This window comes from Candidatus Nitrososphaera sp. 86-2, assembly GCF_056726185.1.
Window position 1 is genome coordinate 1036810 of sequence record NZ_JBWZON010000001.1, and the last position, 26050, is coordinate 1062859.

Here is a 26050-nt window from a genome sequence, read left to right on the forward strand (position 1 = left end):
TTTGCGCAAAGGCAGAAATACTTGGACCATCACAAAAATCGTCATGGGAGTGGACACCATAAGGACGCTAAAACTACTGGGCAAGTGGTCCGCAAACAGGGCCGCAGGCAGGAGGCGCCCGCTTATCGCGGTGTTCAGCATGACCCATTACTGCAACTTTTACTGCCCCATGTGCCCGTTTGGCGATGCGGACAAGGAGGGCCAGGTGGCGCTTGCAAGGCGCAAGGACCTGACGACTGAGCAGTGGAAGGCAGTGTTTGACAAGGTGTCCAAATACTGCGTGTGGGCCATAGTGGAGGGAGGCGAGCCTACGAGCAGGCCGGACTTTATGGAGCTCATAAAACACCTGCACAGTCTAAAGATGCCGATAACTCTCATCTCCAACTGCTCGCTCTTGCACACAATAGACCTTGACGAATTGAAAAAGCACATCCAGTTTGTCACGTGCAGCATCGACTCGACCTACGAGGAGCCGTACTGCAAGGTACGCGGCGTCAACCCGCACATGTACCGCAGGGTCATGGACAACCTGCGTCTCTTGACGGAACACAAGGTTCCGCACTATTTTAACAGCGTCATCACGAAATACAACGCGCAAGAATTCATCGACCAGACGTATTTTGACAGGGCAAAGGAGCTTGGAGCAAGCGCAGTCTCGCTTACGTTTGTCGAGGACAGGTCCGACGTCGACTACTCGCTTTTGCCGGACAGGCAGACCATGGACAGGGTGTGCGAAAGCGTGCTTGACTATATCGGCAAGAAAAAGGGCCCGCAACTGATGATCCCGGCAGAATATTTCCAGCAGATACTGGAGCACGGCCGTGGAGTGTTTGACGAATGCGGCGTGTGGAAGAGCATCTTTGTAAACGGCGATGGGACCGTGATGGTGCCATGCTGGAAGTTCAACGGCCCGGAAAACACGTACAGCCTCCTTGAACATTCGGTGGACGAGATATGGAGCGCGCCGCAGTGGGACATTGCAAGGACGTGCCATGACTGCCAGGTGCTCGGCTGCATCTGGTATTCGTCGCAGCCCGTGTCGACGTTTGCGCGAAACTACATGCGCGGCCTTGGCAAGATAATCAGCCAGGAACGCCCTGAACTTGCAGAGGCCGTCTGATTACAGCCCGGGGCAGGCGCTACCAGATACTTGAAGGTCTATGACACGCTGGCAGCAAAAAAGAAGGACTTTACCCCCGGAGATGTTGCGAGGATATTTCTCTGTGGGCCGACCGTGTACGACTATTTGCACGCTGGCCATGCAAGGATGCTCCTCTTTTACGACGCCGTTGCACGCTACCTACGCTCTCTGGGCACGGAGGCCAAGGTCATTGTAAACATCACAGACATCGACCCCAAGGTGTTTGCAAGGGCGAAGGCAGAAGGCCGAGAACCTAAAGAGCTTGCCGGCGCGTACATCGGCGAGCTCTTGTACGACGCAGCTGCGCTTGGCATCGACGGCTTTGCGCTTGCGCGCGTGTCAGACCACGTGCAGACGGCGCGCTTGCTTGCAAGGCGCCTGCTCGACGAGGGCAAGGCGTACAGCGCAGGCGGAAACGTCTACCTCGACGCCAATGGCGCGGGGTTTGGCAGGCTGTCAAAGATGACAGAGCAAGAGCTTGCAGACTGCCGGCTCGACATTGCGCCGGGCAAAAAGTCGCCGTCTGATATACTGCTCTGGAACGCAAGCGAGGATTTTGGAGCAAGTTTTCCCGACGATGTGCTTGGAGGGGGCGTGCCATGGTGGCACATGCAGGACACGTCGGTTGCTATGGTCAGCTTTGGCGGCAGGTACGACATGCACGGAGGCGCAGACGAGCTGGTGTACCCGCACCACGAGTCGCACCTTGCGCAGCTGAGCGCGCTCACGTCAGAGAGCAAGCCGGTAAAGCTGTGGACGCACGTCGGCCTTGTGTATGCCAAGGGAAAAAAGATGAGCAAGTCGCTTGGCAACACGGTCGCAGTCAGGGAACTGCTGCAAGACCACAGCGCGAACGAAATGCGATTATATTTTTACTCTACACATTATAGAAAGCGGCTCGACTTTTCAGAGCAAGACCTGGCAAGGTGCGCAGCTGCTGACTCTGTCATTGCAGGCGCAATCGACAAAAAAAACAAGGCGACGTACATGAAAAGATTCATGCAAAAGATGGACGATGATTTTGACACGCCGGGAGCGGTAAAGGTGATGCTTGAAGCGGCGTGCGCAGGTGCAGGTACGGGGGCGATGGCAGAGATTCTTGGCCTCAGATATCGATGATTATGGCAGGATGGAGGAAAACGAGTGGGCGTTCTGCTCGCTCTGGTCAAAGGAAATAAAAATCAGGTGCGCAAGGGCGCTTGTCAATCCGCGGCTCAAAGGCGACTATTTCTTCAACAGAGCAACGATTGAAAATTGCAATGTTCCGTACGAGCAGGTGGCAAGGGCGTTCTGGGACGCAGGCATCGACTGCCACCTCTACTTCAGGTCGCAGCCGCCGCAAAACTTACGTGTGGTAGACACCATGTACGTATTGAAGTCTGTGAAAAAGTCCGGACCAATCAGGGCCCGGGTGACAGTGTGCAAACCGTCAGACATCGCAACGTGGATAGATGTTTTTTGTAGGTCGTTTTCAGTCCCGGAATGGAAGGACGAAGTCGAGCGCATCGTAACAACCAACGCCAAGAAACTGGACCTCTTGCTGGCATACAATGACGATGACGACATGCCGGCAGGATGTGCGGCGCTTTTCACAAAAAACAACCTGATAGGCGTCTATTGCCTTGGCACCGTTCCGGCCCAGAGGAGCAGGGGCGTCGCCAAGTCGATTCTGAATTTTGCCAAGGCGCTTTCGGAAAAGCGCGGCCGGGTTTTGTTCCTGCAGACGCTTGGAAGCGAGAACCTGCTTGGCCTGTACAAGAGCGCAGGGTTTGAAACAGTCTATGCAAAGGCGATCTGCGCCGTTGCGAAAAAGACTTGAAGATATATTAAGCAGATTCTAATGCAGATAAACGAGATGCGTAGAAAGGTCAAGGTCGCCGTTGCCGGGATAGGCAACTGCGCTTCTGCTCTAGTCCAAGGCACCCGGTACTACCGAGAAAACCCAGACGCCAAAAAGCAGGAAAGCGACTGGATAGGCTTGACAGCGTACAACCTCGGCGGGCTGGAGCCGTCCGACATCGAGTTTGTGGCGGCCTTTGACGTCAACGCAAACAAGGTTGGAAAAGACCTTTCCGAGGCGATATTTGTCAAGCCGAATAACACTATTCGCATCATAAAAGAGATGGACAAGATGGATGTCAAGGTGCAAAAGGGCGAGGTCCACGACGGCATCGGCAGGCACCTTGCGCAAAAGATCAAAGTAGCAGACGGCCCGGCGGCAAACGTGGCGCAGGTGCTAAAGGACACGGGCGCAGAGATGCTGCTAAACTATTTGCCTGTCGGAAGCAGAAAGGGCACGCAGTACTACGCAGAGGCGTGCCTTGATGCAGGGTGCGCGTTTGTAAACGCAATACCGGTATTCATCGCATCTACGCCAAAGTGGCAGGACGCCTTTGCAGGCCGCGGCCTTGCGTGCGCCGGCGACGATGTCATGAGCCAGCTTGGCGCAACTGTTGTCCACAAGACGCTTGTCAAGCTGTTCGTGGACAGAGGCGTCAAGGTCAACGAAACTTATCAGTTGAATATCGGAGGCGACATGGACTTTTACAACATGCTCGACGAAGAGCGCTTGGAGGACAAGAGGATAAGCAAGACATCCGCGGTGGCCGCCATGGCCCCATACGAGGTCCCGATGCGCATTGGCCCGTCCGACTTTGTAGGATTCCTTGAGAACGACAAGATTTGCTACATCTCTATAAAAGGCCAGTACTTTGGCGGAATCCCGGTGGAACTTGACTTGAAGCTAAAAGTGGTGGACGCCTACAACTCGGCCGGCGTCATGATAGACGCGGCAAGGTGCGCAAAAATAGCAATCGACAGGGGGATATCCGGCCCGCTTGACAGCATATCTGCCTACTGCTTCAAGCACCCGCCAGTCCAGATGCCATATTCTGTGGCAAAGGCCAATTTCCTAGAGTTCGTAGAGGGCAAGCGGGAACGCTAGCCGCAGATCTGATTAAAAATACTTGACCAAAAGGAAGCGCGATTGAGTGCCAGCACAGATATTTAGCCCTGCGTAAAATCTCATCTCAGAACCCACTTGGTCCACATCAAAAAGCTCGAAGTGTACGGGTTCAAGTCGTTTGGATTCCGCAATACTATCGTGCAGTTTGAGAAAGGGCTAGTAGCCATCACGGGGCCAAACGGCTCGGGCAAGAGCAACATCCTTGACGCCATCATGTTTGCGATAGGTGAGAACAGCCCCAAGGCCATGAGGGTAGACAAGTTCCAGTCGTTATTCCACGACGCCAATAACCCCGGCCACAGGCTCATACGCGTCAGCGTCACGTTTGACAACGCGGACAGAGGGATACCGATGGACGAGGACGCAGTCACCCTTACAAGGGAGATGGAAGGCCAGAGCGGCGAGTCGCAATACCTGCTCAACGGGAAAAAGGTGTCCAAGACTGCCATAATGGAGCTGCTTGAAGTGGTGCTGTCGGCTCCAAACAAGCTCAACATCGTGCAGCAGGGCATGATAACAAGGATTTCAGAACTGAACTCTGAGGAGAGGCGCAAGATAATCGAGGACATTGTCGGCCTCTCGTATTTTGACGAGAAAAAGGCAGAGGCGCTAAAGCAGCTCGACGAGGCCGACAGGCGCCTTGAAGTCGCGTTTGCAAGGATGGGCGAGATCCGAAAGCGCATAGACGAGCTGGAGGCAGAGCGCAACGACCAGCTGCGCTACGAGCAGACGGGTTCCGAACTAAAGCGGTTCAAGGCGGTGCAACTTTCAAACAATATCAGGGTCGTGAGGAGCAAGCTTGCCACCAGCACGCAGATACTTGATGGCAACAACCAGCGTTCGGCGCAGCTTGCAAAGCAGCTGGACGAATTGCGGCAGGAGATAGAAGGGCTAGAGACTGAAAAGGCCAAGTTCATGGAGGAGGTAGATGCGGCAAACAAGGCCAAGGCGCAGCTTGCAAGCAGGACGGCTGCAATCGTCCACGACTCGGAACGCGCCAAGGCGATGCTCGGCGAGTCGCAGCGCAGGATTTCCGACATTGAAAGGAGGCTTCCACAGATAGAAGGAGGCAAGCAGGCAATTGCCCGTCGGGCAGAAGGCATGAAGGCAGACGCGGAAAAGATACAGACCTCGATGGCCCAGAAAAAGGAAGCGCTTGCCACCTTGCGCACAAGATTGGACCAGATAAACGTCCAGGTCGAGGAGGTCTCGGCCGTTATCTCACGCTACACTGGCCTGCGGCAGAAACTCGAAGGCAGGCTAAAGCGCGTTTCGTCGCTTGGAAATTCAGTCGAAATGTCTGCGGCAAGGGTAGAGGAAAAGATCAAGACCAACGCGTACAAAAAAGACGCCGGCGACTCGGCCCTTGCTTCCCTTGCGTCAGAGGTCGATTCTGCAAAAACTAGAATATCAGAGCTGCAAAAGTCGCTTGAATCAGACAGGTTGCACTTGCAGGAAACAACAAGTACACTCGATGCGCTCACAGAAACCAAGGCCGCGCTGGAACGCGAGCTTGCCGACTCTGCAGCGATACTTTCAAAGGCAGATACGATGGCGACCAAGTTCGAGGAGCGGGCAAGTGTGGCCAAGCACGCTATGAACGAGGACTTTGCAATCGCGGAACTCACAAAATACAGCGAGAAATTTGGCATCAAGGGGACCGTCCACGACCTGATAAGGTGGGACAAGGGCTACGAGCGGGCGGTGCTTGCTTCCGGCTCGGAATGGATGAAGGCGTTTGTGGTAGAGGACGTCAAGTCCATGATAGCAATCGCCGCATACGCAAAGGAAAAGAAACTCCCGCGTCTTCGCATAATCCCACTTGACATCGTCGGGCGCCACAAGACAAAGCCCGCAAAGGAGTTCAAGGGTGACACGAACGTGGTCGGGCGCGTGTCAGATTTTGTGTATTCAGAATATGAAGCATTACCCGAGTTTCTGTTTTCAGACGCAATCGTGGTCAGGAACTCGTCTGCGGCGTACGCGCTTGCAAGGCAGGGTTTCCGGACAGTGTCTGTGGAAGGCGAGCTGTTTGAGCCGGAAGGAGGCTCGATGGCACTTGACTTTGGCTCAAAGATCTCCGATCTGACAAAGGCCATCATCCTTGGCGACTCGGTCGAGTCGCTCCGGGACATGCTAAGCAGGCTGTCAAAGGTGGTGGAGAAAAAGAACGCGCAGCTGCGCGAGGCTGCAGAGCGCATCGCGTCGGCCGAGGGCGAGAAGATAAGGCTAGAAATCCAGATTTCAAGTAGCGAGACCCGCCTTGCGCAGGAATCATCGTCCGTTGTGGGCAAGGAAAAGACGTTGCTAGAGATGCAGGCGCATGGACAGGCGCTCGTACAGGAGGCAGAATTGCTAGTCGCAGAGCTAGAGAGATACAGGCGCAGGCTGGCGCTGATTTCTCCGACAGTCAACAAGTTGTCTTCTCGCCTGCAGGGAATCGACGAGTCGGCCGCAAAGGCGCGCCTTGCAGAGATAAACGTCGAGCGCAACCAGATAGTGAAGCAGGCAGACACCGCAAACATCGAGCTGAGCCAGATTTCAAGCTCGCTTGGCGGGATTGAAAGCAGGTTGGAATTCGACCAGCGCCAGCTTGCACAGATGGACGAGGAAAAAGAGCGACTGACGACGGAGCTTGGCCAGCGAAAGAAGCAGATGGAGGAGATGCAGGGCAAGTCGCAGGCGCTAGAGACTGAGCTAAAGGCGCTCAGGGACCAGGAGCAGCAGATAATCGATTCTTCCGGCAATGCCTACTCGGTCCTCCAGGAATACGAGCGCAAGATAAAGGGGCTGTCGGAGGAGGAGCGCAAGGTGTCAAAAGAGAACAATATCATCGAGCGCGAGTCCGCGCTCTTGCGCAAGGACGTATCTGACCTGACTGCGCAGGAATCCCGCCTAGTAAACGACCTCGTGTGGCTCGGGTACAAGAGCCTGCTTGACCCGATGGATGTTGAAGGCGCGATAAAAGAGCTGTCAGATGAGTACGAGCAAGTAAAGTCGAGGATAAACCTGCGCGCCGACGAGTCGTACGTGCAGGTGATGGAAGGCTACCGTGGCATGTCCACCCGGCGCAACCAGCTTGAAAGTGAGCGCAACTCTATCGTCTCGTTCATAGAGCAGATAGTTAAGGAGAAGAAAGAGATGTTCATGGACGCGTTTAGCAGAGTCGATTCTGACATACAGACGACGTTTTCCAAGCTGACTGGCGGAAGCGCAAGGCTTGAGCTTGAAAACCCGGAGGACGTGTTTGCCGGTGGCGTGATGCTGCTCGTGGCGTTTCCAGGCAAGGTCGCAAGGGAGTCGACCGCGCTTTCCGGCGGCGAGAAAACGATAGCCGCTACTGTGTTTTTGCTTGCTCTCCAGTCGTTAAAGCCGTCACCGTTCTACCTGATGGACGAGGTGGATGCGCACCTCGACGCGCAGAACACCGACAGGCTGTCAAAGATATTGGTAGAGCGCTCAAAGGACAACCAGATAATCATGGTGACGCTCAAGGACTCGACCGTGTCCAAGGCGACTCTAATTTATGGAGTCTATCCGAGGCAGGGCGTGTCGCAGGTAGTGAAATACAGGAATCCCGGACAGGTGCCGCTTGCGCAGATCAACAGCAGCACCGCTGAGGGCAACTAGGAAAAACGCGTTGCGATTCTACGAGGCTTACTTATAGCTCGTCTATAGAGAACTTGGACATGCATGACGTGCACTCGTAGATTTCCTTGCCCACGTCGCCGGAAACCTTGAACTTGACTATCGTGGTGCACTTGGGGCACTTGCCGTCTGTCATGCGGGCCCTGCTCATCGGCCGGGCTGCTGCCTTTCTTCTTCGGCTACCCATATTAGATTACACCGGCAAGTGGAACCACCGTTTTATAAACCAAATTGGGATTATTTTCTAGGGCAGGGTGGCGCACAAAGGTTAATAATTTGATAGTTTGACTATGATTGGCCACGAATTATCTGTTATGGACCTGTCTCTAGTGAATTCCGGTTTCGACAGAGGGAACTCCTGTTAGACCGATAATATATCGAGAGCACATTCTGCTTTCTTTACAGAGACCGGACCTCTCTCATCCATTACAGACATCATTAGGCAAATTTCTTGCCGCGAACGGATTTTATATCGAGTATGCCTCACAGATTGTGTGCTCCTTCCAGAATCCTGCTCCGTCAAGGTCGGTGGGACGGAATGCCGCCTGCCACCGTCCCACGTGGTTTCCATAAAGTCGCACGACGGCGAGTACATGGTCGCAGTGGTATGCGACGACCACAAAGACGGCCTTGAGCACAAGCTGGAATCCATGCAAAAAACAGGCAAGGCACCGGCTGGCAAAATCCACTTCCAGACGGTCAGGGCGGTAGTCACTGACTGCGTCGCAGGCATGGAAGAGGATTATGTCGAGATCGAGCTAAAGCGCGGCGTCAACTCTGACAGGAAAAACCCTAGCTAGTCTTCTTCCTTCTTTTCAGGATTGCCTTTTGTCTCTTCTTTCTCGTCTTCCTTGACGGCCCAGGGAAACCACCTGCCGATGAGCTTTCCCCAGTCTATCTTGAGCGAGAAGTAGATTATCACGCCCATGACAGCGATGCTTGCCACCGTGATTATCACAAGCGTCGTGTTGTCGGTGTTTGACACGACATCCTGCACGAGCGGCCTGCCAAGAAAGACCGTGCTCCACACTATCGCCTCGTTCATCACGACCTTGCCTGCAAACGTCGAAAGGGCGAACTTCCAAGGGCTATACCTTGCCAGGCCGAGCGGGATGTAGACGATGTCGTCCGGGATTGGAGTCGCGGCTGCAACAAAGGCCCCGGGCCAGCCATACTTGCTCACGAGCCTCTGCAACGGAAGCATCCGCTTTTGCGTCTTTTGGCTGAGCATCTTGCGGCCGTAATAGCTGGCAAAGAATATGATGGTCTTGGCGATGACCGTCCCAAGCGCGCTCACTATGGCTATCATGTGCGGGTCGAACTTTTCGCTCAGCGCGGCCGCAAGGATCACCGGAAAATACGGGACCGGAACAAACACTATGATGCTCCCAACAAAGCTTACCAGAAAGATGCCTAGGTATCCAAGCTCGCCATCAAGTGGGAACAGGCTTGCGATATCGACCAAGCGTAACTAGCTCTCGCGCTGTATCCCTTAATAATTAGTATGCCCTTCCAAACATGGCTACCTTTTTTGCGGCCTGCCCGCAGTAGATGCACTTGTCCGGCATTCCGTCCTGTTCAAATGGGATGACGCGGATGTCAGCCCCTGTCTCCTCCTTTATTGCCAGCTCGCACTTTTGGTCGCCGCACCAGCCAGCGCGCGCAAAGCCGCCCTTGCTTTCGATTATTGACTTGAATTCAGAGTAGCTTGCAGGGCTTGAAACATAGCCGTCAAGGAGCGCTTTTGCCTTGGCATAGAGTTCCTTTTGCACCTTGTCCAAAAGCTCATTTGTCATCTTGACAAGGTCTGCACGCGGTGACTGGGTTTTATCGCGGTTGTCGCGCCTAGCAAACTCAACCTGCCCCTTTTCAATGTCTCGGGCTCCGATGTTGATGCGCAAGGGCACGCCCTTTAGCTCCCACTCGTTGAACTTCCAGCCTGACGTGTACTCGTCTCTGTCGTCGACGTGCACGCGGATTCCTGCGCTCTTTAGCTCTTGCGCGATTTCATGTGCCTTTTCCTTGACTGCCTGCGCGTCCTTGTCCTTGTGTATGGGAACGATGACTACCTGTATCGGCGCAATCCTTGGCGGAAGTACCAGCCCCTTGTCGTCGCCGTGCACCATGATTATCGCCCCGATGAGGCGCCACGAGACTCCCCACGAGGTCTGCCACGCAAGGTGCTCCTTCGTGTCTTTGCCGAGGTATTTTATCTCAAACGGCTTTGAAAAGTTCTGGGCAAGGTGGTGCGAAGTTCCCATCTGGAGCGCTTTTCCGTCGGCCATCATCCCTTCAAGCGTCGTCGTGTACTTTGCGCCTACAAACTTTTCCTTGTCGCTCTTGAAGCCTCGGACTGCCGGGACGGCCAGGTGGTCCTCAATGAGCTCGCGGTAGATGGCAAGTATCGACATCACTTCCTTTTCCGCGTCCTCCTCGGTTGCGTGCACGGTGTGGCCCTCCTGCCAGAGGAACTCTGACGTGCGCACAAACGGCTTGGTCGCCTTTATCTCGGCGCGAAGCGCAGTGTTCCAGAAATTGATCTTTAGCGGAAGGTCGCGGTAGCTCGTTATCCACTTTGCAAATATAGAATATGCAAGGGTTTCAGAAGTGGGGCGCAGGGCAAGCCTTTCTCCGAGGTCATTGTTGCCTGCTTTTGTGACCCAGAACACCTCGGGGGTAAAGCCCGCAAAGTGGTCCTCCTCCTTTGAAAGCAAGTCCTCCGGTATCAGCACAGGAAGAAAGCCGTTCTGGTGGCCGGTTTCCTTGAACCGCCTGTCAAGCATGTCGCGGATTGACTCCCAGATGGCATAGCCGTACGGCCTAAGGACGATAAAGCCCTTGACTGGCGCATAGTCGGCAAGACCGGCCTTCATCACCACCTGCGTGTACCATTCGCTGAAATCGTCATCTTTCTTGGCGGTAATGCCCATTGCTTCCTTTGGCGGCTGCTGAGAACTCAACAGGTATGCAGCGTTGTGGCAGGGTTTATGAAAGTTTCCTAGAGGGGCTCGCCCTTGCAGTACACCTGGCCGGAGATCCTGCTGTGGAAATTGCGGCAGACGTAGCACTGCACAAAGGCGATGTCCTGCTTTAGTACAGGGCAGGCGACCTGCTCCTGCTTCATGCGCTTCAGCATCTTGGGACTGACGCCTTTGATCTTTAGTTTGCCCTTTTCATCCATCATGCCCACGCCCTTTAGTTCCGCCTTTGCCTGATCGGTGATTTTCGGGGCCTTTTCTACCGGCACTATTGGGACAAGGTGCTTTACGCCTTCTGGAAGGGCGTCGCTCATGCTCGAGACTTCGTAGTAGCAGTATATGACCCTTTGCGTGTTAAAAATCAGTAATCCTTGTCTGCGACCTGAAATTGCGGTACAGCTGGCTGTGGCGCAGCATGTCCGTCCTTGACTGAGACATTGTCGAGCACGCAAACGCCACCGCGCCGTCGAGGCCGTCAAATGCTTTTGCAGGTTTTTTGAGCGCCTCCCGCACGCCCTCCCGTATCTGCCACACTCCCACGGGCATCACGTACTCGGGATGTATTTCCCGCAGCACGAGCGCGGCGGCCTTTCTGCGCCTTTTCGATAAATGCTCGGCGACTGCAAGCCGCGCTGCAAAATACGCGCCGGCGATTGAAGGGTAGTGGTCGAGGCCCCTTGCGTCCTCATAGTCGGCGCCGGTGGCCATCTTGCCGTCGCCGGCGTACCACGACTCGATCATCTCGAAACTCCAAATGCTGTCGGGTATCAATATGACAGAGTAATAGTTGCCAAGGTGCGAGTACTGCCTCACTTCAAACATATCGATGCTTTCGTTTGCCTCGTTCTGCCTGACGACGCTTGCAGAGATGATGTCGTCTGTCGCAGTTATGCTCCACCTTGTTGGCACCAGCTTGCGGTTCTTTTTCAGCCCGAGCATCCCAACGCTCAGGACGCGGTGTATACTGCTAGTCTCTATCCCCTTTTTGTAGAGCTCCATCACCGCGTCTTTGGCGCGCAGGTCGCCGTCGTAGAACGCCGACTCGATTTTCTGGTCTGCCGAAAGCGACGACGCCTTGAACGTCTTTATCGGCGCAGCGGGTCCAAAGGGCGCCGCTTCCGTGTTTAGCCGAAGCTCCCGGCCAAGCTCTGCGTCTGCAAGCGGCTTTTTTTCAAACGTTGCCTCGCTTTCTGCGGGCCTCTCTGACATGGCAAGCTCTTGAAGGTTCTCTATGTAGCGGCCCGTCGTGTCGCCGACGTTTACGCTCATTACTCCTCGTACAAGCGACAGGCGCAGGTTGGCAATCTCCTCAAGCGTCTTTCCCACCCACATCTCGGTCTTGTCGTAGACCGTCGTGTCGCCGTGGATGGGCGGTATCATCGGCCCGATTCTCACCTTTGGGTAGCCGTATCTTCCTACAAACACGGACGGCGGGCTTGCGCCGTCAAGCGTGTCCATCGAAAGCCGGGCAGAGTTTGCAGCCAGGAACTGTATCCAGTTCAGCTCCAACCTGCGCTTTATCTCTGCCGGCGATAACGACATGTGTGTATATACATGAAAAAAGAGGCATCGCTTGCTTATTTGCCTAATGCAAGTTTGACTCCTCTTTTTACAGGTATTAAAAAAGTCGAATGATTTATAGCGTTAACAGCTCCACACCCTGTCGCTTTCGGAGACCACATACAGATGGAGCCTGAAGACAAGTCTATCCTCGCCTCGATTTACGCAAGCACGCTTGACCCGTCCGTGTCAGCGTACGACAGGCTCGTGGCAAAACTGCCAGTCGGCAGGAAATTCTTTGACGAAAGGGTAAAGCATCTGGCGGCAAAAGGAATGGTTGAAAAGGGAAGCAACCCGCCAAAGCTGACATTCATCGGCCGCGATGCGCTCAAGGTAGTGCTCGTGGGAGGAGTCTTTGACCTGATACACCCCGGCCACATCCACACACTAAAGGCGGCAAAAGGCGTAGGGGACGTTCTGGTGGCAGTCATCGCAAGGACCGCGACTGCGCAGAAGATAAAGAAGGACCGCAAGATATACCACGACGAGAACCTCAGAAAAGAACTTGTCGAGTCGCTCAACTTTGTAGATCTTGCGCTCATCGGCAGGGAAGGAACGCTCTACGACACGGTCGAGTTTGTCAGGCCGGACGTGATTGCGCTCGGCTATGACCAGGCGCATAGCGAAAAGGACGTTGCAGAGAACTGCAAAAAGCGCAACCTCAACGTACAGGTGATGAGGCTTTCGACTCCAATACCCGGGTCAAAATCGTCCAAGATAAAGGAAGAGCTTGGCGACACCATCTACGGCATCTGATGATTGTTATTATCGTTGTTTATCATTACCTGCACCCTTATCCTGTCGCCGTTCTTTATCCCGGTCGCATCCTTTATCGAAACCGGCGCAATGACTTCAAGCATACTGTCGTCATAGTGCGTGCGTTCCAGTACAAGGACGGCGGCGTTTTCCATCGCGCTGCCGTTTATTGACGCCCTATAGCACTTGACCCAGCCATACGTGCGCGTGCCGTCTGAAAAGCCGTCAAGGAATACCGAAGGGTGGCGTCCAAGCTCCCGCCTTGCGTTCATGTACACCTGGTCCGTCAGGCGCACATTGAGCGTGCCGGGGTACGGCTCATAGCCCAGCTTTTCAAGGAACTGCTTTTTGTAGCCTTCAAGCGACATATAGTAGGCGCCTTCGCCCATGCCTGAAACGACGCTTCCCTCAAAGTCGACGGCAGCCGGCGCGGATTCAAGCGCCGACTTTAACGACGCAAACAGGCTCTGGATCTCGGTGTTGCCCTTGTCAGTCACGCGCACCGCGAATTTCTGGCCGCGCCTTGTACGTTCTATATATCCCGCAGTCTCTAGATCCAAAAGGTGTTTTGAAGCGGCCTGTTGAGATCTTCCGATGTTCTTGCCAAGGTCCGCAGTGGTCACTTCGATAAAATTGTGGCGCGCCCCCTTTGACAGGAGCTGCACCATCGTCAGGATGTGCTGCAGTTTTATTTCCGGCATTTAGTTCGTGATGCCCACGTCGCCAAAGGTCCGCACCTTGATGTCGCTTGGCTTGACCCCGGTGGTCCTGTGGCCCACGACGTACTCAATGCCCGCCTTGTCGGCAGCCTCGACCAGCCTCTGGGTCACGATGCCGTCAATGACTAGGTACTTGGCGCCTTCGGCAGAGTCCAGCCTCTTGATTACTTCGGATACCGGAACCTTTAGCAGCTGCTTCATCGAGCCATCGAGGATGATTGCCTCAAGCGTCTCGTTTATCTGCGGGTACACGTCGCGGATTGCAGTCAGGAGCTCTGGCGCGTCGTTTGCCGCCGCTGCCGATGGCTGTCCGGGTGTCACTGGCGCTTGTACAGGCTCTTCTTGCGGTGCTGGCGCAGGGGCGTAGGAATCTTCGCGGCTGCGGTCCTGATAGTCGTCCCTTCTGCCACCGTAGCCTCCTCCTCCCCCGCCGCGGTCGTCGCGGTCGCGGTAGCCGCCCCTGTCCCTGTCGCGGTAGCCTCCGCGATCCCGCCTTCCATATCCTCCGCGGTCTCTTCTGCCACCGTAGCCTCCTCCTCCCCCGCCGCGGTCGTCGCGGTCGCGGCGCTCGTGCCTGCGCTCTTCTTGTTGCATAGGCGGCTGCTCCTGCTGCGGTCTTGCTGGAACGTCAAGAGAATACGCGTCTTTTAGTATCTCGGCGACTTCAAGGGGTGTGCATTCTTCCACTTCTCTCCCGGTCGGTGCCCGGAGGACCTTGTCTATCTTGACCACGCCGGCCAGCTCCTTAAGTATCAGGTCGCCAGCCCTGTCGCCGTCAAGGAAGGCGATAACCTTCTTGCCCTCCGTCAGCTTTACTACGGTCTCGTCGATCTTGGCACCTTCAATAGCAATAGCGTTGTCATAGCCTGCGCGCAGCAGATTGATGACGTCTGCCCGACCTTCCACAAGTATTATCCACTCTGAATCGAAAACGCCTGTCCCGCACGCAAGCTGCGCTTTTCCGTATGACGTGAGCTTGCCCGGTTTGCTTGCGTCGTAGACGTCCTTGAGCATCTCTTCGCCCTCTGATATGGTCTTGGTAGCCCAATCCTGCACTATTTTCTTGGCCCTGTCGACGATGACCTTTTTCTTTATTGCGCGGATGTCGTCGATGCCCATCAGCTGGAACTTGGCCTGGAACGGCCCGACCTTGTCGATGCTCTCTATTGCCGCGGCGATAAGTGCGGCGGTAGAGATGTCGGTGCTCATGGGTATCAGAGCGTCGCCCTTGGCCACGTTGCCCTTTGTCTCGACGTTCACTTCGATTCGTCCAACCTTTGACACTTTTTGCAGCTCGTTGAGGTTCATCTCAGGTCCAAGGAGGCCTTCGGTCTGTCCAAAAATAGCACCGATAATGTCGGCCTTCTCGACCAAACCATCAACTTCAAACTTTAGCTTAACATGATACTTTACGATTCCTGTGCTAGGCAATTTTTATTCATAACCTCGTTTACTGGTTTGTCCGTAACGATTTGAAATTCGCGCTCGCTTGAATATAAGTGCTTTTGTGTGTCGAAAGATACGTCTCATGTGTAAAAGTAGAGGTCCTTGCGGGCGCCTGTCACCCCGGCCATCTGCTGCGCATAGATAGACAGATCCTCAACGTGCCTCACCTTGCCGTTTGTTATCTTGGCCAGCGCGTGCTTGTAAAAGAGGCTGACGTTGTTCCTGCTTGACTGGAGGTTTGAAAGGAGCCTGCTTGTGAGGTACTTGCCTGTCCGGTCCATGTCAAGGAGCAGGATTATCTTTTTTTTCTCGTGGCCGTGGCAGTCCACAAAGTCGGCAATGCCCTTGAAGTTGTGGAACACGGCTAGGCTTCCTGTAAAGCCGATGCTGGAGAGTGCCTCGGCGTCGCGTCTGCCCTCCACTACGATGACAGAGCCTCTTTCAGACTCTTCGTTAAGCATCCCGACAAAATGCCTGAGCTTCTCAAGGACTTGCTCGTCGTTTGCCTGATAGCCCATAGGCAGCTGTAATTTAGCATTGCTGCGATTTAATATTTGTGCCATGCTGGCGACACAATAAATACCGCCCGGCACGACATTGAGGTGCTTGAAGAAAAAGGTCCTTTCCATCCAGAACATCGCCTGCGAGACGCTCGGCACGCTTGAAGGCATGTTTAGAGAGGACGGCTTTGAGATAGAAAACGCCAATGCGCAGGACGACGTACCCGTTAAATCGTCTGATTATTCTGCAATCGTCGTTCTTGGAGGCCCGATGGCAGTCTATGACAATCTTCCACATCTGCAGAAAGAGCAGGACCTGATGAGGGACGCAATCAAGAACAACATCCCGGTCCTCGGCGTGTGCCTTGGCTCGCAGCTGATAGCGCAAGCGGCCGGCGGACGGGTGTTCAAGGGCAGAAAAAAAGAGATAGGGTGGCACGACGTCCTACTGTCGCCGCAAGGAAGGGATGGCCTGTTCTCGGGCATCGGCGAGAAAAAGATGAGGGTCTTTCAGTGGCATGGCGACACGTACGAACTACCCAAGGATGCAACCGTGCTTGCATACACCGACCTCTATCCGCAAGCATTCAGGATTGGCAGCGCGATAGGCATCCAGTTCCACTTGGAAGTGAACGAGCGCCTCATCAAGAGCTGGATGAAAGAGTATGAAGCAGAGACGAGAGCTGAAAAGATTGACGCAAAAGACATCCTCCCGGCTCCCGGCGACTTGCCAGAACTTGAAAAAAAGTGCAAGGTTATGTATAGAAACTTTACAGCGATGCTTAGGTAACTATAAAAGAAGCTTGAGAAGCTTTTCCTCAGATTCAATATGGCGAATCAAAAGGTCCAAAAGATCTTTGATGATGTTTTTGCAACCAAAGAAAAAGTAATCACAGAAGAATTGGCTAAACAGGTTTTGACAGAGTACGGCGTCAAGGTGCCGCCGTACGCGCTTGTCACAAGCGAGGCAGACGCCGCGGCAAAAGCCAAGGCAATGGGCTTTCCGCTTGTCGCCAAGATAGTGTCGCCGGAGATCCTGCACAAGACAGATGTCAAGGGCGTCAAGGTCGGCCTGCAGAACGAGGCACAGCTCAAAGAGGCTTTCAGCGACATGCACGGCAGGCTTTCCAAGCAATACAAGACGGTCAAGGGCGTGCTCCTTGAAAAGATGGTGCCGTCCGGCGCAGAGCTCATCGTCGGCCTGCAGAATGACCCGCAGTTTGGCCCGATTATCATGGTCGGAATCGGCGGCATTTACACCGAAATCTTCAAGGACGTAGCATTCAGGGTACTGCCGATTACAAAGCAGGACGCGCTGGACATGATAAACGAACTAAAGGGCAAGAAGATCCTCGAAGGGTTCCGCGGCGCGGCGCCGGTCGACAAGGACATGATTGCAAGCGCCCTCGTGAGCATCGGCAACCTCGGCACAGAAATGGCCTCGTACTACGAGAGCATCGACTTTAACCCTGTCATTGCCTACGAGAAGGACTATTACGTTGTCGACGCCAAGATAATCCTAAAGCAGGCAGTCGACGCAAGTGCAATTTCAAAGGCGCAGCCAGACTCGTCGCACATGGACCTGTTCTTTAATGCAAAGTCGATTGCGCTCATCGGCGCTTCGCCGGAAGCAGGCAAGGTCGGCAACTCGGTTCTTGAGAGCATGATCAAGCACGACTACAAGGGCAAGGTATTCCCGGTAAACGCCAAGGGCTACCCGGAGATAATGGGCATCAAGGCGTACAAGAGCCTCGACGACATCTCTGAAAACGTCGAGCTCGTAGTCGTGACAGTTGATCTGAAATTCGTGCCGGACCTGATGAGGTCGGCTGCAAAGAAGAACATACACAACTTTGTAGTCATTTCCGGTGGAGGCAAGGAGCTCGGAGGCGAGCGCGCCGCCATCGAGGCAGAGGTAAAGAAGCTGTCGCAAGAGCTGAAAATTAGGATCATCGGCCCCAACTGCATCGGCATGTTCAACGGCGCAAACCGCCTCGACTGCGCGTTCCAGGGCCACGCAAGGATGCTCCGTCCAAAGAACGGCAACGTGGCATTCCTCTCGCAGAGCGGAACGGTCGGGATCGCTTTCATGGAGAGTTCCGACGTCTTTGGCATGAGCAAGATGATCTCGTACGGCAACAGGTCCGACGTGGACGAAGCCGACATGATATGGTACCTCTCTGAAGACCCAAACACCAAGGTAATCGGCCTGTACGTCGAGGGCCTCGGCGATGGCCGCAAGTTCATGAACACCGCCAAGAAGGTCATTACCGAGCGCAAAAAGCCAATCGTAGTTTTCAAGAACGGCAGAAGCGCAAGGGGCGCCAAGCAGGCTGCTTCGCACACAGGGTCGCTCGGCGGCTCGTACGGCGTCGTAAAGGGCGCGCTGGACCAGGCAGGGATCATCGGTGCAGACAGCTATGAAGAACTGACAGCGGCGCTAAAGGCGCTGAACTGGCAGCCTGTTCCAAAGGGAAGCCGCGTGGCAATGGTCACAAACGGCGCAGGGCCAATCATTGCAGCGATTGATAACTTTGAGCGCCTCGGCCTGCAGGTGGCAGAGCTGTCGGAGCAGACCAAAAAGGCTTTCAAGGAGCACTATCCTGCGACGTACGTCATCGGCAACCCGTGCGACATCACCGGCTCTGCAAACGCCGACGACTATCGCTTTGCGATACAGGCGTTCATGGATGACCCCAACGTCGACATCATCATGCCGTGGTTCGTCTTCCAGGACGACCCGCTTGAAGAAACGATTGTTGACGTTCTTGCTTCGTTCCAGAAGCAAAAGAAAAAGCCCATACTCATCGGCGCGATGGGAGGCCCGTTCACCAAGAACATCTCAAAGCGCATCGAGGACGCCAACGTGCCGGTCTACCACTCGGTAATAGAGTGGGTCACGGCGGCAGGCGCGATGGCAAAGTGGGCCAAGGTGTCCGGCGCGGCAAAGTAAGGGCTTCCTTCTGCCCCCTCCTTTCCCTCTTTTACGATTTGCTTTAAATTAGATATATGGCCCATACCGGGTGTTGGAAAACTCGGCGCTCCAGACCAGGCGGGCGTTTGGCGTCCTTTTCGTGGCAGTGTCAGCGGCCGTTGGCGCCGGCTCGGTTCTTTCAGAGCTTGTAGCACTCAACAACATGCCGCTTTACTGGTACGCAATAATATGGATAGGCAGTTTTGGCGGAGCGCTTGCCGGCGCAGGCCCGCGCTTTCGCAAGGCAGTCCCGGCCATCCGCGGGCGCATGAAGACCAGTATCAAGTGGTCGACTGGTGCAAAGGTGGTAAACGGTGTGTCATGGGCCGGTCCGTTTGCGGCCATCGGCGCGTTTCCCCACTCCTACCAGTACCTCATCCTGCTTGGCATCGGCCTGGGCAACCTCTCCACTTACATCCTGATGAGAAAGTACAGCGGCCAGAATAACCCGGAGCAGCTGCTGGTGGGCGCAATATCGCTCGTGGCCCTGCCCGTTGCCTTTGTGATAGACAGCTCGCTCTTTGCGGCCAACCAGGACGTTGCGGTCATGGTCTCAAGGATACTGATAGCAATAGCGTACGCGGTCGGCGGGGCGTACGCACTGTTGTCAAGAAAATAACAAGTAAAAGAAGCGGGCCCGGTGGGCTTCGATCCCACGACTTCCGGCTGTCTTCAGAAACAGAGGATGTTTAGAAGGCAGGCGCTCTATCCATGCTGAGCTACGAGCCCGCGTTTTGAAATGCGGACAGTTCCTTTATAAAATGTTTTTTTAATAATTGAAAGATCTCGCTCCATGTCAACTGTCGAACAATTGTCTCAGCTGCCAAATGCAGTTTCTACAATTGTAGAGGCTCCAAAATGTGTACTGAATAGTAGAGATTTTACATAATATTCTATATATTAGCATAAATTCTGGACAGACAAACTATAATAGTTGGCGGGTGAATTTTACCTTAGCCAATAATAGAAGTGGTTCAATGACCGATGACACTAACAACAGCAGCAGTTTCAAGCCCGGGCTGACTCCGGACCCGGCAAACAAGATGTTTGACATGTGGTCCGAGGTGCTAAAGCTGCCAACCATAGGCCCCATGTACGCATTTACGAAGGACTTTAACAGCTATGCAAACGAGTTTGTCAGCCTAGGCAAGATAATGGCAGACATGAAGACCCACATGGACGCCTACTGGGCCATGATAAACGCCGCGTACGCCAAGGCGTCAAAGGAGACCGTCGAAAGAGCGCCAAAGCAGTTTGCGACCAAGGACGACTTTGACGGCTACCGCAAGGCCATGATAGAGGCGTTTGAGGACGCGTTCACCGGCCTGTACGCGTCGCCCGAATTTTCGCAGGTCTACGGCAAGCTGTTCAGCAGCCAGCTGGACATGTCGAGAGCCATGCAGACCATAACCGAGCGCAACTTCAAGGCACTCAACCTGCCGACGAGGGGCGAGATGGACGAGATCCTCAAGGACATTCACGAGCTAAAGAGGACCGTCCGTGACCTGAAAAGGAGTCTGGAAAAACAGCCATGACGCAGCAGGAAACTCTTCCAGACAAGCAAGGAGAGGAGCAGCAACAGCAAAAACAGCAACAAGAGCAGCAAAAGGCGCCTGCTGTTGCCACTGTGACAGAGCCGGCAAAGAAAAAGCCGGTCGAAGACCCGGCAAAAGAGGCGCAGGAGAACCTCCGCAAGATTGAAAAGACAAGGGAAGTCCTGCATGCCGCGGGAAAGGTCGAAGTAGGCCAGACGCCGCACGAAGTGCTGGCAGAGACGAGGGCCTACAGGCTTTTGCATTACCAGCCCCTTGTGAGCAAGACATTCAAGACGCCGATACTTGCGGTGTATGCACTAATCAACAGGTCGTACGTGCTTGATCTCCAGCCCGACAAGAGCTGGATAAGGAGCCTTTTGACGCAGGGCTTTGATGTCTACCTCATCGACTGGAAAGACCCGTCAACGGTGGACAAGTACGTGACGTTTGACGACTATGTCAACGGCTACATCGACGACTGCGTCGACATTGTGCTGAAAAAGAACAAGGAGGACAAGCTGACTCTGCACGGCTACTGCATGGGCGCATCTATGTCCATAATGTACACCGCTCTCCACCAGGAAAAGGTGCGCAACTTGGCGGTGATTGCGCCAGTCATTGACACCGAAAAAGACTCTACCGTCATCGGCAACATGGCCAAGCACATGGACGTGGCCAAGATGGTCGACACGATAGGCAACCTGCCGCCGGAGCAATTGTTTGCCTGCTATTCAGCGTTAAAGCCGTTCAAGCAGGGAGTAGCGAAGTACTTTAATTTAGTACAGAACATCGACAACGAGCCGTTCGTCGGCAACTTTTTGCGCATCGAAAAGTGGCTGTACGACACGCCTCCGATAGCCGGCGAGACTTTTCGTCAGTGGATTTCCGACATCTACCAGGACAACCTGCTTGCCAAGAACGAGTTCTACCTTGGCGACCTAGTCATCGACCTGTCAAAGATAACCGTGCCCCTGCTCAACCTGGTCGCAGACGAGGATCACCTTGTTTCGCCGGAATGCAGCGTGCCCCTCAACGACATGGTGTCAAGCACCGACAAGCGCCTTATGCGCTTTCACACTGGCCACGTCGGGCTAATCGCCAGCTCGTACTCGCAGAACAACGTGCTCCCAAAAGTGGGGCAGTGGCTCAAGGCAAGGTCTCAGTAGTAGCAAGAAAAAAGCGCCAGGCTTCTACTTTCCTTTGGAATATGCAAAAGGGAGTACAAGTTTCTTATATAGAGCCAACCTCCAACGACTGTGATAATGACGATGATGGCAGGGGCGCGACTTACGCCAACCGTGCTTTTGCTCGGGTTAATCGTGTCTATCACTGCCGCTAATTCCATCCTCTATTTCGCGCCTGCCGAAAGCAGGGGCGCTTACGCCGAGGTGATAGTAACTGCCACAGTAACCGTCGCGGCGGCCCTGGCAATTATCCTGTCGTACAGGCAGGTTCGCCACAACCGCTCGCACGCAAAATCATATCTTTCCCTTGCCGCGGGCCTCATACTGTGGTTCTGCGCCGACATCATCTGGGCGGGCTACGAGCTTGTTTACCACGTGGCGGCGCCTATGCCTTCGCTGTCGGACATACTCTGGCTTGCAGGGTATCCGTTTTTTGCGTACAACCTCTTTGCCACCTATCACGAGTTTCGCAGCAAATCCAGCAAGCGTGTTCTGCTTGCAAGCATTGCCTGCAACGTAGCTTTCCTTGCATACCTTGTCCCGCTCACGGCGGGCCTTTTGGACCTGTCAAGGCAGGAAGGCTGGCTGATGTTTGCAGTCCTTGCGGGGTACCCCATAATGAACGCGGTCCTGATGATCCCCGCGCTTCCGATACTCTTTAGACTATGGAAGGAAAGGCCATGGTCGATACCCTGGATTTTCAAGGCGCTGTCCCTCTTTTGCATCGTCATAACCGACAGCTGGTTTGCGTTCATCATCATCTCACGCCTTTACGAGCAGGTGTGGCTGTCCTCGCTGCTCTTTGGGGCGGAATACCTGCTTCTCGCCGGCGGGTTATTGTGGTTCAACAAGTACCTGGCGGCAGCCTATACGGACCACCACGGCGCAGAGAACAACAGCACGGCTTCTTCTGGCCTCCCAAGGCACGAAAAGTCAGAGGCGTTGTTTGGCAGAAACAGGACCACAAACAGGACCCGATACCTCCAGATCGCAGTGGCAGTAATCCTGATCGGAGGAATGCTCAGCTACGGCTTTATGACTTCGCAGGTGACAAAGTCTGAGGAACTTGTCCTGCCGGCGGCAGGAAGCGACTCGGTGACGCTGGTCGGGGCGCTTTTGCCACTCACTGGTACTAGGTCTTCCTACGCCCAAGAGTACGAGACGGCGCTGCACATAGCTGTGGACGACGTAAACGACAAACTGGCGAAATCCGGCTCGACAAGCAGGGTTGGGCTTGCCATCGAGGACACAAAGACGGACCCCAAAGTCGCGCTTGAAAAGCTAAAAGTGCTAGAGTCAAAAGGGATACGGATAGTTGTCGGCCCGGCAACAAGCGCAGAGGTCGCCGCAGTCAAGCAGTACGCCGACGAAAAAGGCATCCTGATAGTCAGCATGAGCAGCACCGCTCCCGACCTGTCGATATCTGGAGACAACGTGTTTCGGTTCGTCCCTGACGACACTCACCAGGCAAAGGCGGTTGCAAGGCAGATGTGGGACGATGGCGTGAAGGTTGTCGTGCCGATGGTGAGGGCGGACGTCTTTGGCAACAACCTCCAAAAGTTCCTAAAGCAGGAATTTGAAAAACTAGGAGGCAAGGTGGTTGACGGGGTGCAATACGACCCTCCTGTCGGCGATTTTTCTTCCAGCCTGCACAGGATCAATTTCATAATGTGGGAACAGGAGCTGAGATCCCTAGAGTCAAAAGTAAAAGAGGCCAAACAGCAGTATGGCTCGCAGGCCGTCGGAGTTTACATCGTCGCCTTTGACGAGGTGACGCCCATCCTGCTCCAGGCAGACAGGCATCCGGACCTTGCGGCAGTAAGATGGTACGGAAGCGACGGCTCGGCGCAGAACATCAACGTGGTAAAGAACACGGACGCGGCCGCGTTTTCGGTAAAGACGCATTTCATAAACCCGATTTTCGGGGTCAAGAAAGACGAGGCTTTCCAGAGTGTGGAAGGAAAAATCGCGGACAGGATAGGGAGGACGCCCCAGTCGTACACAGAGGTGACGTACGACGCGCTGTGGGTGTCGGCCCTGACGCTGGAGAGCCAAAAGGATGACAGGGGCACGCCCCTGCGTGACGCCTTTATCCACGCGGCCGACTCGTACACGGGAGCGACTGGGAGCACAGGGCTGAACGATGCTGGCGATAGAAAGTCAGGCTTGTACGATTTCTGGGCCGTAAAGGCAAAAGACAGTACGTCATTCAAGTGGGCAAACGTCGCCACGTCAGAGAGCGAGTGATTGAATGTACGCCCTTTAGACTAGAAGCGCCGAGGGTGGAACTCGAATCCTCCACGCTTGCCCGAGGGTTCTTTTTAGATTCCCTCGACACATCATCATAATACTCGGGGTGCTTAATATTCTTCTTAGCGGCTCGACTCGCAATGCGAAGTTGGTTCTGTTACTGGTCAATACAATTTTCTCTGAGGCTCGCTAGGACGCCCACCTCTGTAATCATTTTTGGGACTATCCTTGCTATCATGAAAATAGTGTTTTTGATGATTTTCTAACTGTTCTTTAATGGTAAACTCTTGGCCGCACTTTTCACATTTGAATGGACTTTTGGGTTTATGTACAAATTCGGTGTGCATTTCAAGCTGGTAACCTATCTCAAATTCGCGGCCGCATGTATTACATTTGAATACCGGAGAGTCCAATGTCTGCCAAAAGGTCAACATAGGATAAAAACCTACTCAATCCGGGGATATCTTACATTTGGATGCTTTTTCAATGAGGTTTTTGCTCTTTGGTAGGCGATTGGTGATATGCCCGCTTATGATTTCTGAGCTAGAGGGTCATCAATAACCCCGCCTTTCGGGTGTCTAAGGTGGGGGGGGATAAAACCGGTAAAAAGGGCTAGATGATGTGTAGTAGAAGCTTTGCATACTTTTCACGATAACACCATGATGGGCGGAGCCATTCCTTGAAACAATCGATTCGTTAGTCCTTAGGTCCTTGTGGCATTTCCAACAAAGGCCTTCCTGATTGAACAATCATGGCGTTTTTTCTTCAGGAACTTTATGCAGCAGAAACGCAGCCAAAAAGGCGATCCCTGCAGACAGAATTATCAAGGGGGTACTAAGGAAAAAATCGTGATGCGTGCCTCCTACTACTACAGCAAGTAATAGCCGATGTGCAAACACTTCCGTAATGTATATGACCAGAATTTCCCAGCTGCAGGCGGGGCTCTTGAACAATTCAACTCTGCGGATTTTGTTCAATATGAAAACCGTGGCTGAAGTGGCTCCAACGGCTAGCGCGTTCCATACAAACCAATTCTCTGGCTCGAAGTAATTTAGAATGATAGCCGGAATGTTTACAGAAAATACGACAATCAATACTTCTGCGTACCAGAATTTTTGCTTAAACAAACTAACTGTCTTGTTACTTCGCTGCAATGAAGATTTGTTCGCTAACCAGCCATACTAGATAACGAGTGAGTAGTCTAACTTTAGAAGCCACTGCTATTAGCTGAACATGAACATCTCTCAATAATTGCCGCTTTTGGCCAGTCTGGCTCGGAGGTTTACCGTCAAAACCTGTCACATTTCAGAAGGAATGCGTGCCAAAAAAGGCATTGACAGGTTCTTTGTTACTGATTCCATCAGGCCGTCCAGGCCTGCGGTTGCTTCTTCTAGTTTTTTGCGCCACTTTACGAGTATTTTGCTTGCGGGCATCTTTAGCTCTTTTGGTAGAACCTTTGGGAAAAGCGCTGAGGGTGGGACTCGAACCCACGAGTCCCGAAGGACATCAGCTAGCACGTCAAGTTTGCGTGTATGATCTCGAGGCTGACCCCGTTCAGGGTCTAGGACGACTTACCTAGCTTGGGTACCTCAGCACCCCTTCCTGCAAGGGCGTTGCAATTTATGCCTTTGTAAGGCTGAAAAATTATATAATCAGGCAAACTTGATAACAGGCGTGTTGGCGACATCCATCAGGCCACCGTACATAGAAGAAGTGAGAAAGCTGACCGTTTCCGACCTTGCAATCGCTTCAGGTCTTTCAGACGCGCTGCGCGACAGGATGAAGGAGTACGTCGCCATCGACCCATTCACCGTGGTCGACCCGTTTTCCGACAGCGATGACTGCACGTACTCGGCCGTGGTAGACAGGGAGAACCCAAACCGCGTCGTTGCAATGATAGTGAACAAGCGCAACTCGCTTCCGCAGCTCCCCTGGTCCTCGATTCTTGGCGAGCGCCTGGCCAAGGTGTCGATGACAAAGGAGGAGGCAAAGGCGCTAAAGCACGAGATGATGCCAAAAGAGTGGGGCAACTTTTACCCGTACCGCAGAAACGGCAGGGTTGCAGGCTACTTTATGTTCGCATTCCAGGTCTGCGGTCTGCGCTAGGCCCCGCTTCCTTCATTTCTACCACGGAAATCTTGTGGAACTGCTTTACCATCTTTTCCAGCGACTTGCGCACGTCGTCCTCGTCGCCGGAGGAGATACGGAGGACTTCAAGGTAAAGGTCTTCAAAAGTAATGCCGTTGCACATGTTCCACAGAGAAACGGCAGTGTCGTTTACGCGGTAAGCCTCGCCCCGGTAGTTTATCAAAAGAGGAGTCCCGTCCCGGTCGTTGCCAACTTCGCCCCGCCGTATGATTATCTTGTCTTCTTCCCTTTTCAGCAGCATCCTTG

Annotated in this window: 23 protein-coding genes and 1 tRNA gene; 14 read left to right on the forward strand and 10 right to left on the reverse strand. The window is 53.9% G+C overall.

Annotation, left to right across the window (positions count from 1 at the left end):
• The first annotated feature begins 1 nt into the window (after window position 1).
• The 5 genes from ACYOR7_RS06340 to ACYOR7_RS06360 all read left to right on the forward strand — a co-directional run bounded on the left by ACYOR7_RS06340 (window position 2) and on the right by ACYOR7_RS06360 (window position 7736).
• A complete protein-coding gene (locus ACYOR7_RS06340) occupies window positions 2-1120 on the forward strand; it encodes a radical SAM protein (RefSeq protein ID WP_479913429.1) in 1119 nt (372 codons plus the stop codon).
• Window positions 1121-1150: 30 nt separating this feature from the next.
• On the forward strand, window positions 1151-2260 hold the full coding sequence (locus ACYOR7_RS06345; protein WP_479913430.1) for a class I tRNA ligase family protein: 1110 nt from the start codon (window positions 1151-1153) through the stop codon (window positions 2258-2260).
• On the forward strand, window positions 2241-2960 hold the full coding sequence (locus ACYOR7_RS06350) for a GNAT family N-acetyltransferase (protein WP_294804208.1): 720 nt from the start codon (window positions 2241-2243) through the stop codon (window positions 2958-2960). Before ACYOR7_RS06345 ends, ACYOR7_RS06350 begins: the two co-directional genes overlap by 20 nt.
• A gap of 21 nt (window positions 2961-2981) precedes the next feature.
• On the forward strand, window positions 2982-4085 hold the full coding sequence (locus tag ACYOR7_RS06355; protein ID WP_294804210.1) for an inositol-3-phosphate synthase: 1104 nt from the start codon (window positions 2982-2984) through the stop codon (window positions 4083-4085).
• Window positions 4086-4181: 96 nt separating this feature from the next.
• Window positions 4182-7736, forward strand: a complete 3555-nt coding sequence (locus tag ACYOR7_RS06360; protein WP_479913431.1) for an AAA family ATPase — start codon at window positions 4182-4184, stop codon at window positions 7734-7736.
• Between the two features lie 31 nt (window positions 7737-7767).
• On the opposite strand, the gene ACYOR7_RS06365 is transcribed toward ACYOR7_RS06360, so the two are convergent.
• Complete coding sequence (locus ACYOR7_RS06365) at window positions 7768-7941, reverse strand: hypothetical protein (protein ID WP_158385245.1); 174 nt, start codon at window positions 7939-7941, stop codon at window positions 7768-7770.
• A gap of 307 nt (window positions 7942-8248) precedes the next feature.
• Between ACYOR7_RS06365 and ACYOR7_RS06370 the strand changes: the two genes are divergently transcribed.
• Window positions 8249-8554 carry a hypothetical protein gene (locus ACYOR7_RS06370; protein ID WP_294804217.1) on the forward strand — a complete coding sequence of 102 codons (306 nt, stop codon included), beginning with the start codon at window positions 8249-8251 and terminating at the stop codon, window positions 8552-8554.
• Here ACYOR7_RS06370 and ACYOR7_RS06375 read toward each other — a convergent pair.
• The 4 genes from ACYOR7_RS06375 to ACYOR7_RS06390 all read right to left on the reverse strand — a co-directional run bounded on the left by ACYOR7_RS06375 (window position 8551) and on the right by ACYOR7_RS06390 (window position 12274).
• Window positions 8551-9219, reverse strand: coding sequence for a YqaA family protein (locus ACYOR7_RS06375; protein ID WP_294804219.1), 669 nt, complete (start codon window positions 9217-9219; stop codon window positions 8551-8553). The two genes, ACYOR7_RS06370 and ACYOR7_RS06375, sit on opposite strands and share 4 nt — an antisense overlap.
• Before the next feature lie 34 nt (window positions 9220-9253).
• Complete coding sequence (gene proS, locus ACYOR7_RS06380; protein WP_479914452.1) at window positions 9254-10684, reverse strand: proline--tRNA ligase; 1431 nt, start codon at window positions 10682-10684, stop codon at window positions 9254-9256.
• 68 nt (window positions 10685-10752) lie between these two features.
• Window positions 10753-11046, reverse strand: coding sequence for a hypothetical protein (locus ACYOR7_RS06385; protein WP_479913432.1), 294 nt, complete (start codon window positions 11044-11046; stop codon window positions 10753-10755).
• A 40-nt stretch (window positions 11047-11086) separates the two neighbouring features.
• Complete coding sequence (locus ACYOR7_RS06390; protein WP_479913433.1) at window positions 11087-12274, reverse strand: hypothetical protein; 1188 nt, start codon at window positions 12272-12274, stop codon at window positions 11087-11089.
• Between the two features lie 144 nt (window positions 12275-12418).
• On the opposite strand from ACYOR7_RS06390, the gene ACYOR7_RS06395 reads away from it, so the two are divergent.
• On the forward strand, window positions 12419-13048 hold the full coding sequence (locus ACYOR7_RS06395; protein ID WP_479913434.1) for an FAD synthase family protein: 630 nt from the start codon (window positions 12419-12421) through the stop codon (window positions 13046-13048).
• Here the strand turns inward: ACYOR7_RS06395 and ACYOR7_RS06400 are convergent.
• From ACYOR7_RS06400 to ACYOR7_RS06410, 3 genes are all read right to left on the reverse strand, one after another.
• A complete protein-coding gene (locus tag ACYOR7_RS06400; protein ID WP_479913435.1) occupies window positions 13036-13749 on the reverse strand; it encodes a DUF120 domain-containing protein in 714 nt (237 codons plus the stop codon). The genes ACYOR7_RS06395 and ACYOR7_RS06400 overlap by 13 nt on opposite strands.
• Window positions 13750-15198: a DNA primase DnaG gene (gene dnaG / locus ACYOR7_RS06405; protein ID WP_294804230.1), complete on the reverse strand. Its 1449-nt coding sequence runs from the start codon at window positions 15196-15198 to the stop codon at window positions 13750-13752.
• Between the two features lie 95 nt (window positions 15199-15293).
• Entirely contained in the window at window positions 15294-15731 is a 438-nt protein-coding gene (locus tag ACYOR7_RS06410) for a toprim domain-containing protein (protein WP_294804232.1), read from the reverse strand.
• 88 nt (window positions 15732-15819) lie between these two features.
• Between ACYOR7_RS06410 and ACYOR7_RS06415 the strand changes: the two genes are divergently transcribed.
• The 6 genes from ACYOR7_RS06415 (at window position 15820) to ACYOR7_RS06440 (ending at window position 23653) form a co-directional block, all read left to right on the forward strand.
• The gene (locus ACYOR7_RS06415) at window positions 15820-16503 is read left to right on the forward strand and encodes a type 1 glutamine amidotransferase (protein ID WP_479913436.1); all 684 of its coding nucleotides are present in this window, start codon (window positions 15820-15822) and stop codon (window positions 16501-16503) included.
• A gap of 39 nt (window positions 16504-16542) precedes the next feature.
• Window positions 16543-18666, forward strand: coding sequence for a 3-hydroxypropionate--CoA ligase (locus ACYOR7_RS06420; RefSeq protein WP_479913437.1), 2124 nt, complete (start codon window positions 16543-16545; stop codon window positions 18664-18666).
• A 70-nt stretch (window positions 18667-18736) separates the two neighbouring features.
• The gene (locus tag ACYOR7_RS06425; protein WP_294804238.1) at window positions 18737-19306 is read left to right on the forward strand and encodes a hypothetical protein; all 570 of its coding nucleotides are present in this window, start codon (window positions 18737-18739) and stop codon (window positions 19304-19306) included.
• A 286-nt stretch (window positions 19307-19592) separates the two neighbouring features.
• Window positions 19593-20222, forward strand: coding sequence for a poly(R)-hydroxyalkanoic acid synthase subunit PhaE (locus ACYOR7_RS06430; RefSeq protein WP_479914453.1), 630 nt, complete (start codon window positions 19593-19595; stop codon window positions 20220-20222).
• Window positions 20219-21388 (forward strand): class III poly(R)-hydroxyalkanoic acid synthase subunit PhaC, encoded by a 1170-nt coding sequence (phaC, locus tag ACYOR7_RS06435; RefSeq protein ID WP_294804240.1) that lies wholly within the window; start codon window positions 20219-20221, stop codon window positions 21386-21388. Before ACYOR7_RS06430 ends, phaC begins: the two co-directional genes overlap by 4 nt.
• Before the next feature lie 96 nt (window positions 21389-21484).
• Window positions 21485-23653: a penicillin-binding protein activator gene (locus ACYOR7_RS06440; RefSeq protein ID WP_479913438.1), complete on the forward strand. Its 2169-nt coding sequence runs from the start codon at window positions 21485-21487 to the stop codon at window positions 23651-23653.
• A gap of 1469 nt (window positions 23654-25122) precedes the next feature.
• Here the strand turns inward: ACYOR7_RS06440 and ACYOR7_RS06445 are convergent.
• Window positions 25123-25250, reverse strand: a tRNA-Ser gene (locus ACYOR7_RS06445).
• Between the two features lie 80 nt (window positions 25251-25330).
• On the opposite strand from ACYOR7_RS06445, the gene ACYOR7_RS06450 reads away from it, so the two are divergent.
• Window positions 25331-25762, forward strand: a complete 432-nt coding sequence (locus ACYOR7_RS06450) for a hypothetical protein (protein WP_294807910.1) — start codon at window positions 25331-25333, stop codon at window positions 25760-25762.
• On the opposite strand, the gene ACYOR7_RS06455 is transcribed toward ACYOR7_RS06450, so the two are convergent.
• The gene (locus tag ACYOR7_RS06455; RefSeq protein ID WP_479913439.1) at window positions 25728-26045 is read right to left on the reverse strand and encodes a PqqD family protein; all 318 of its coding nucleotides are present in this window, start codon (window positions 26043-26045) and stop codon (window positions 25728-25730) included. The two genes, ACYOR7_RS06450 and ACYOR7_RS06455, sit on opposite strands and share 35 nt — an antisense overlap.
• Window positions 26046-26050 lie beyond the last annotated feature (5 nt).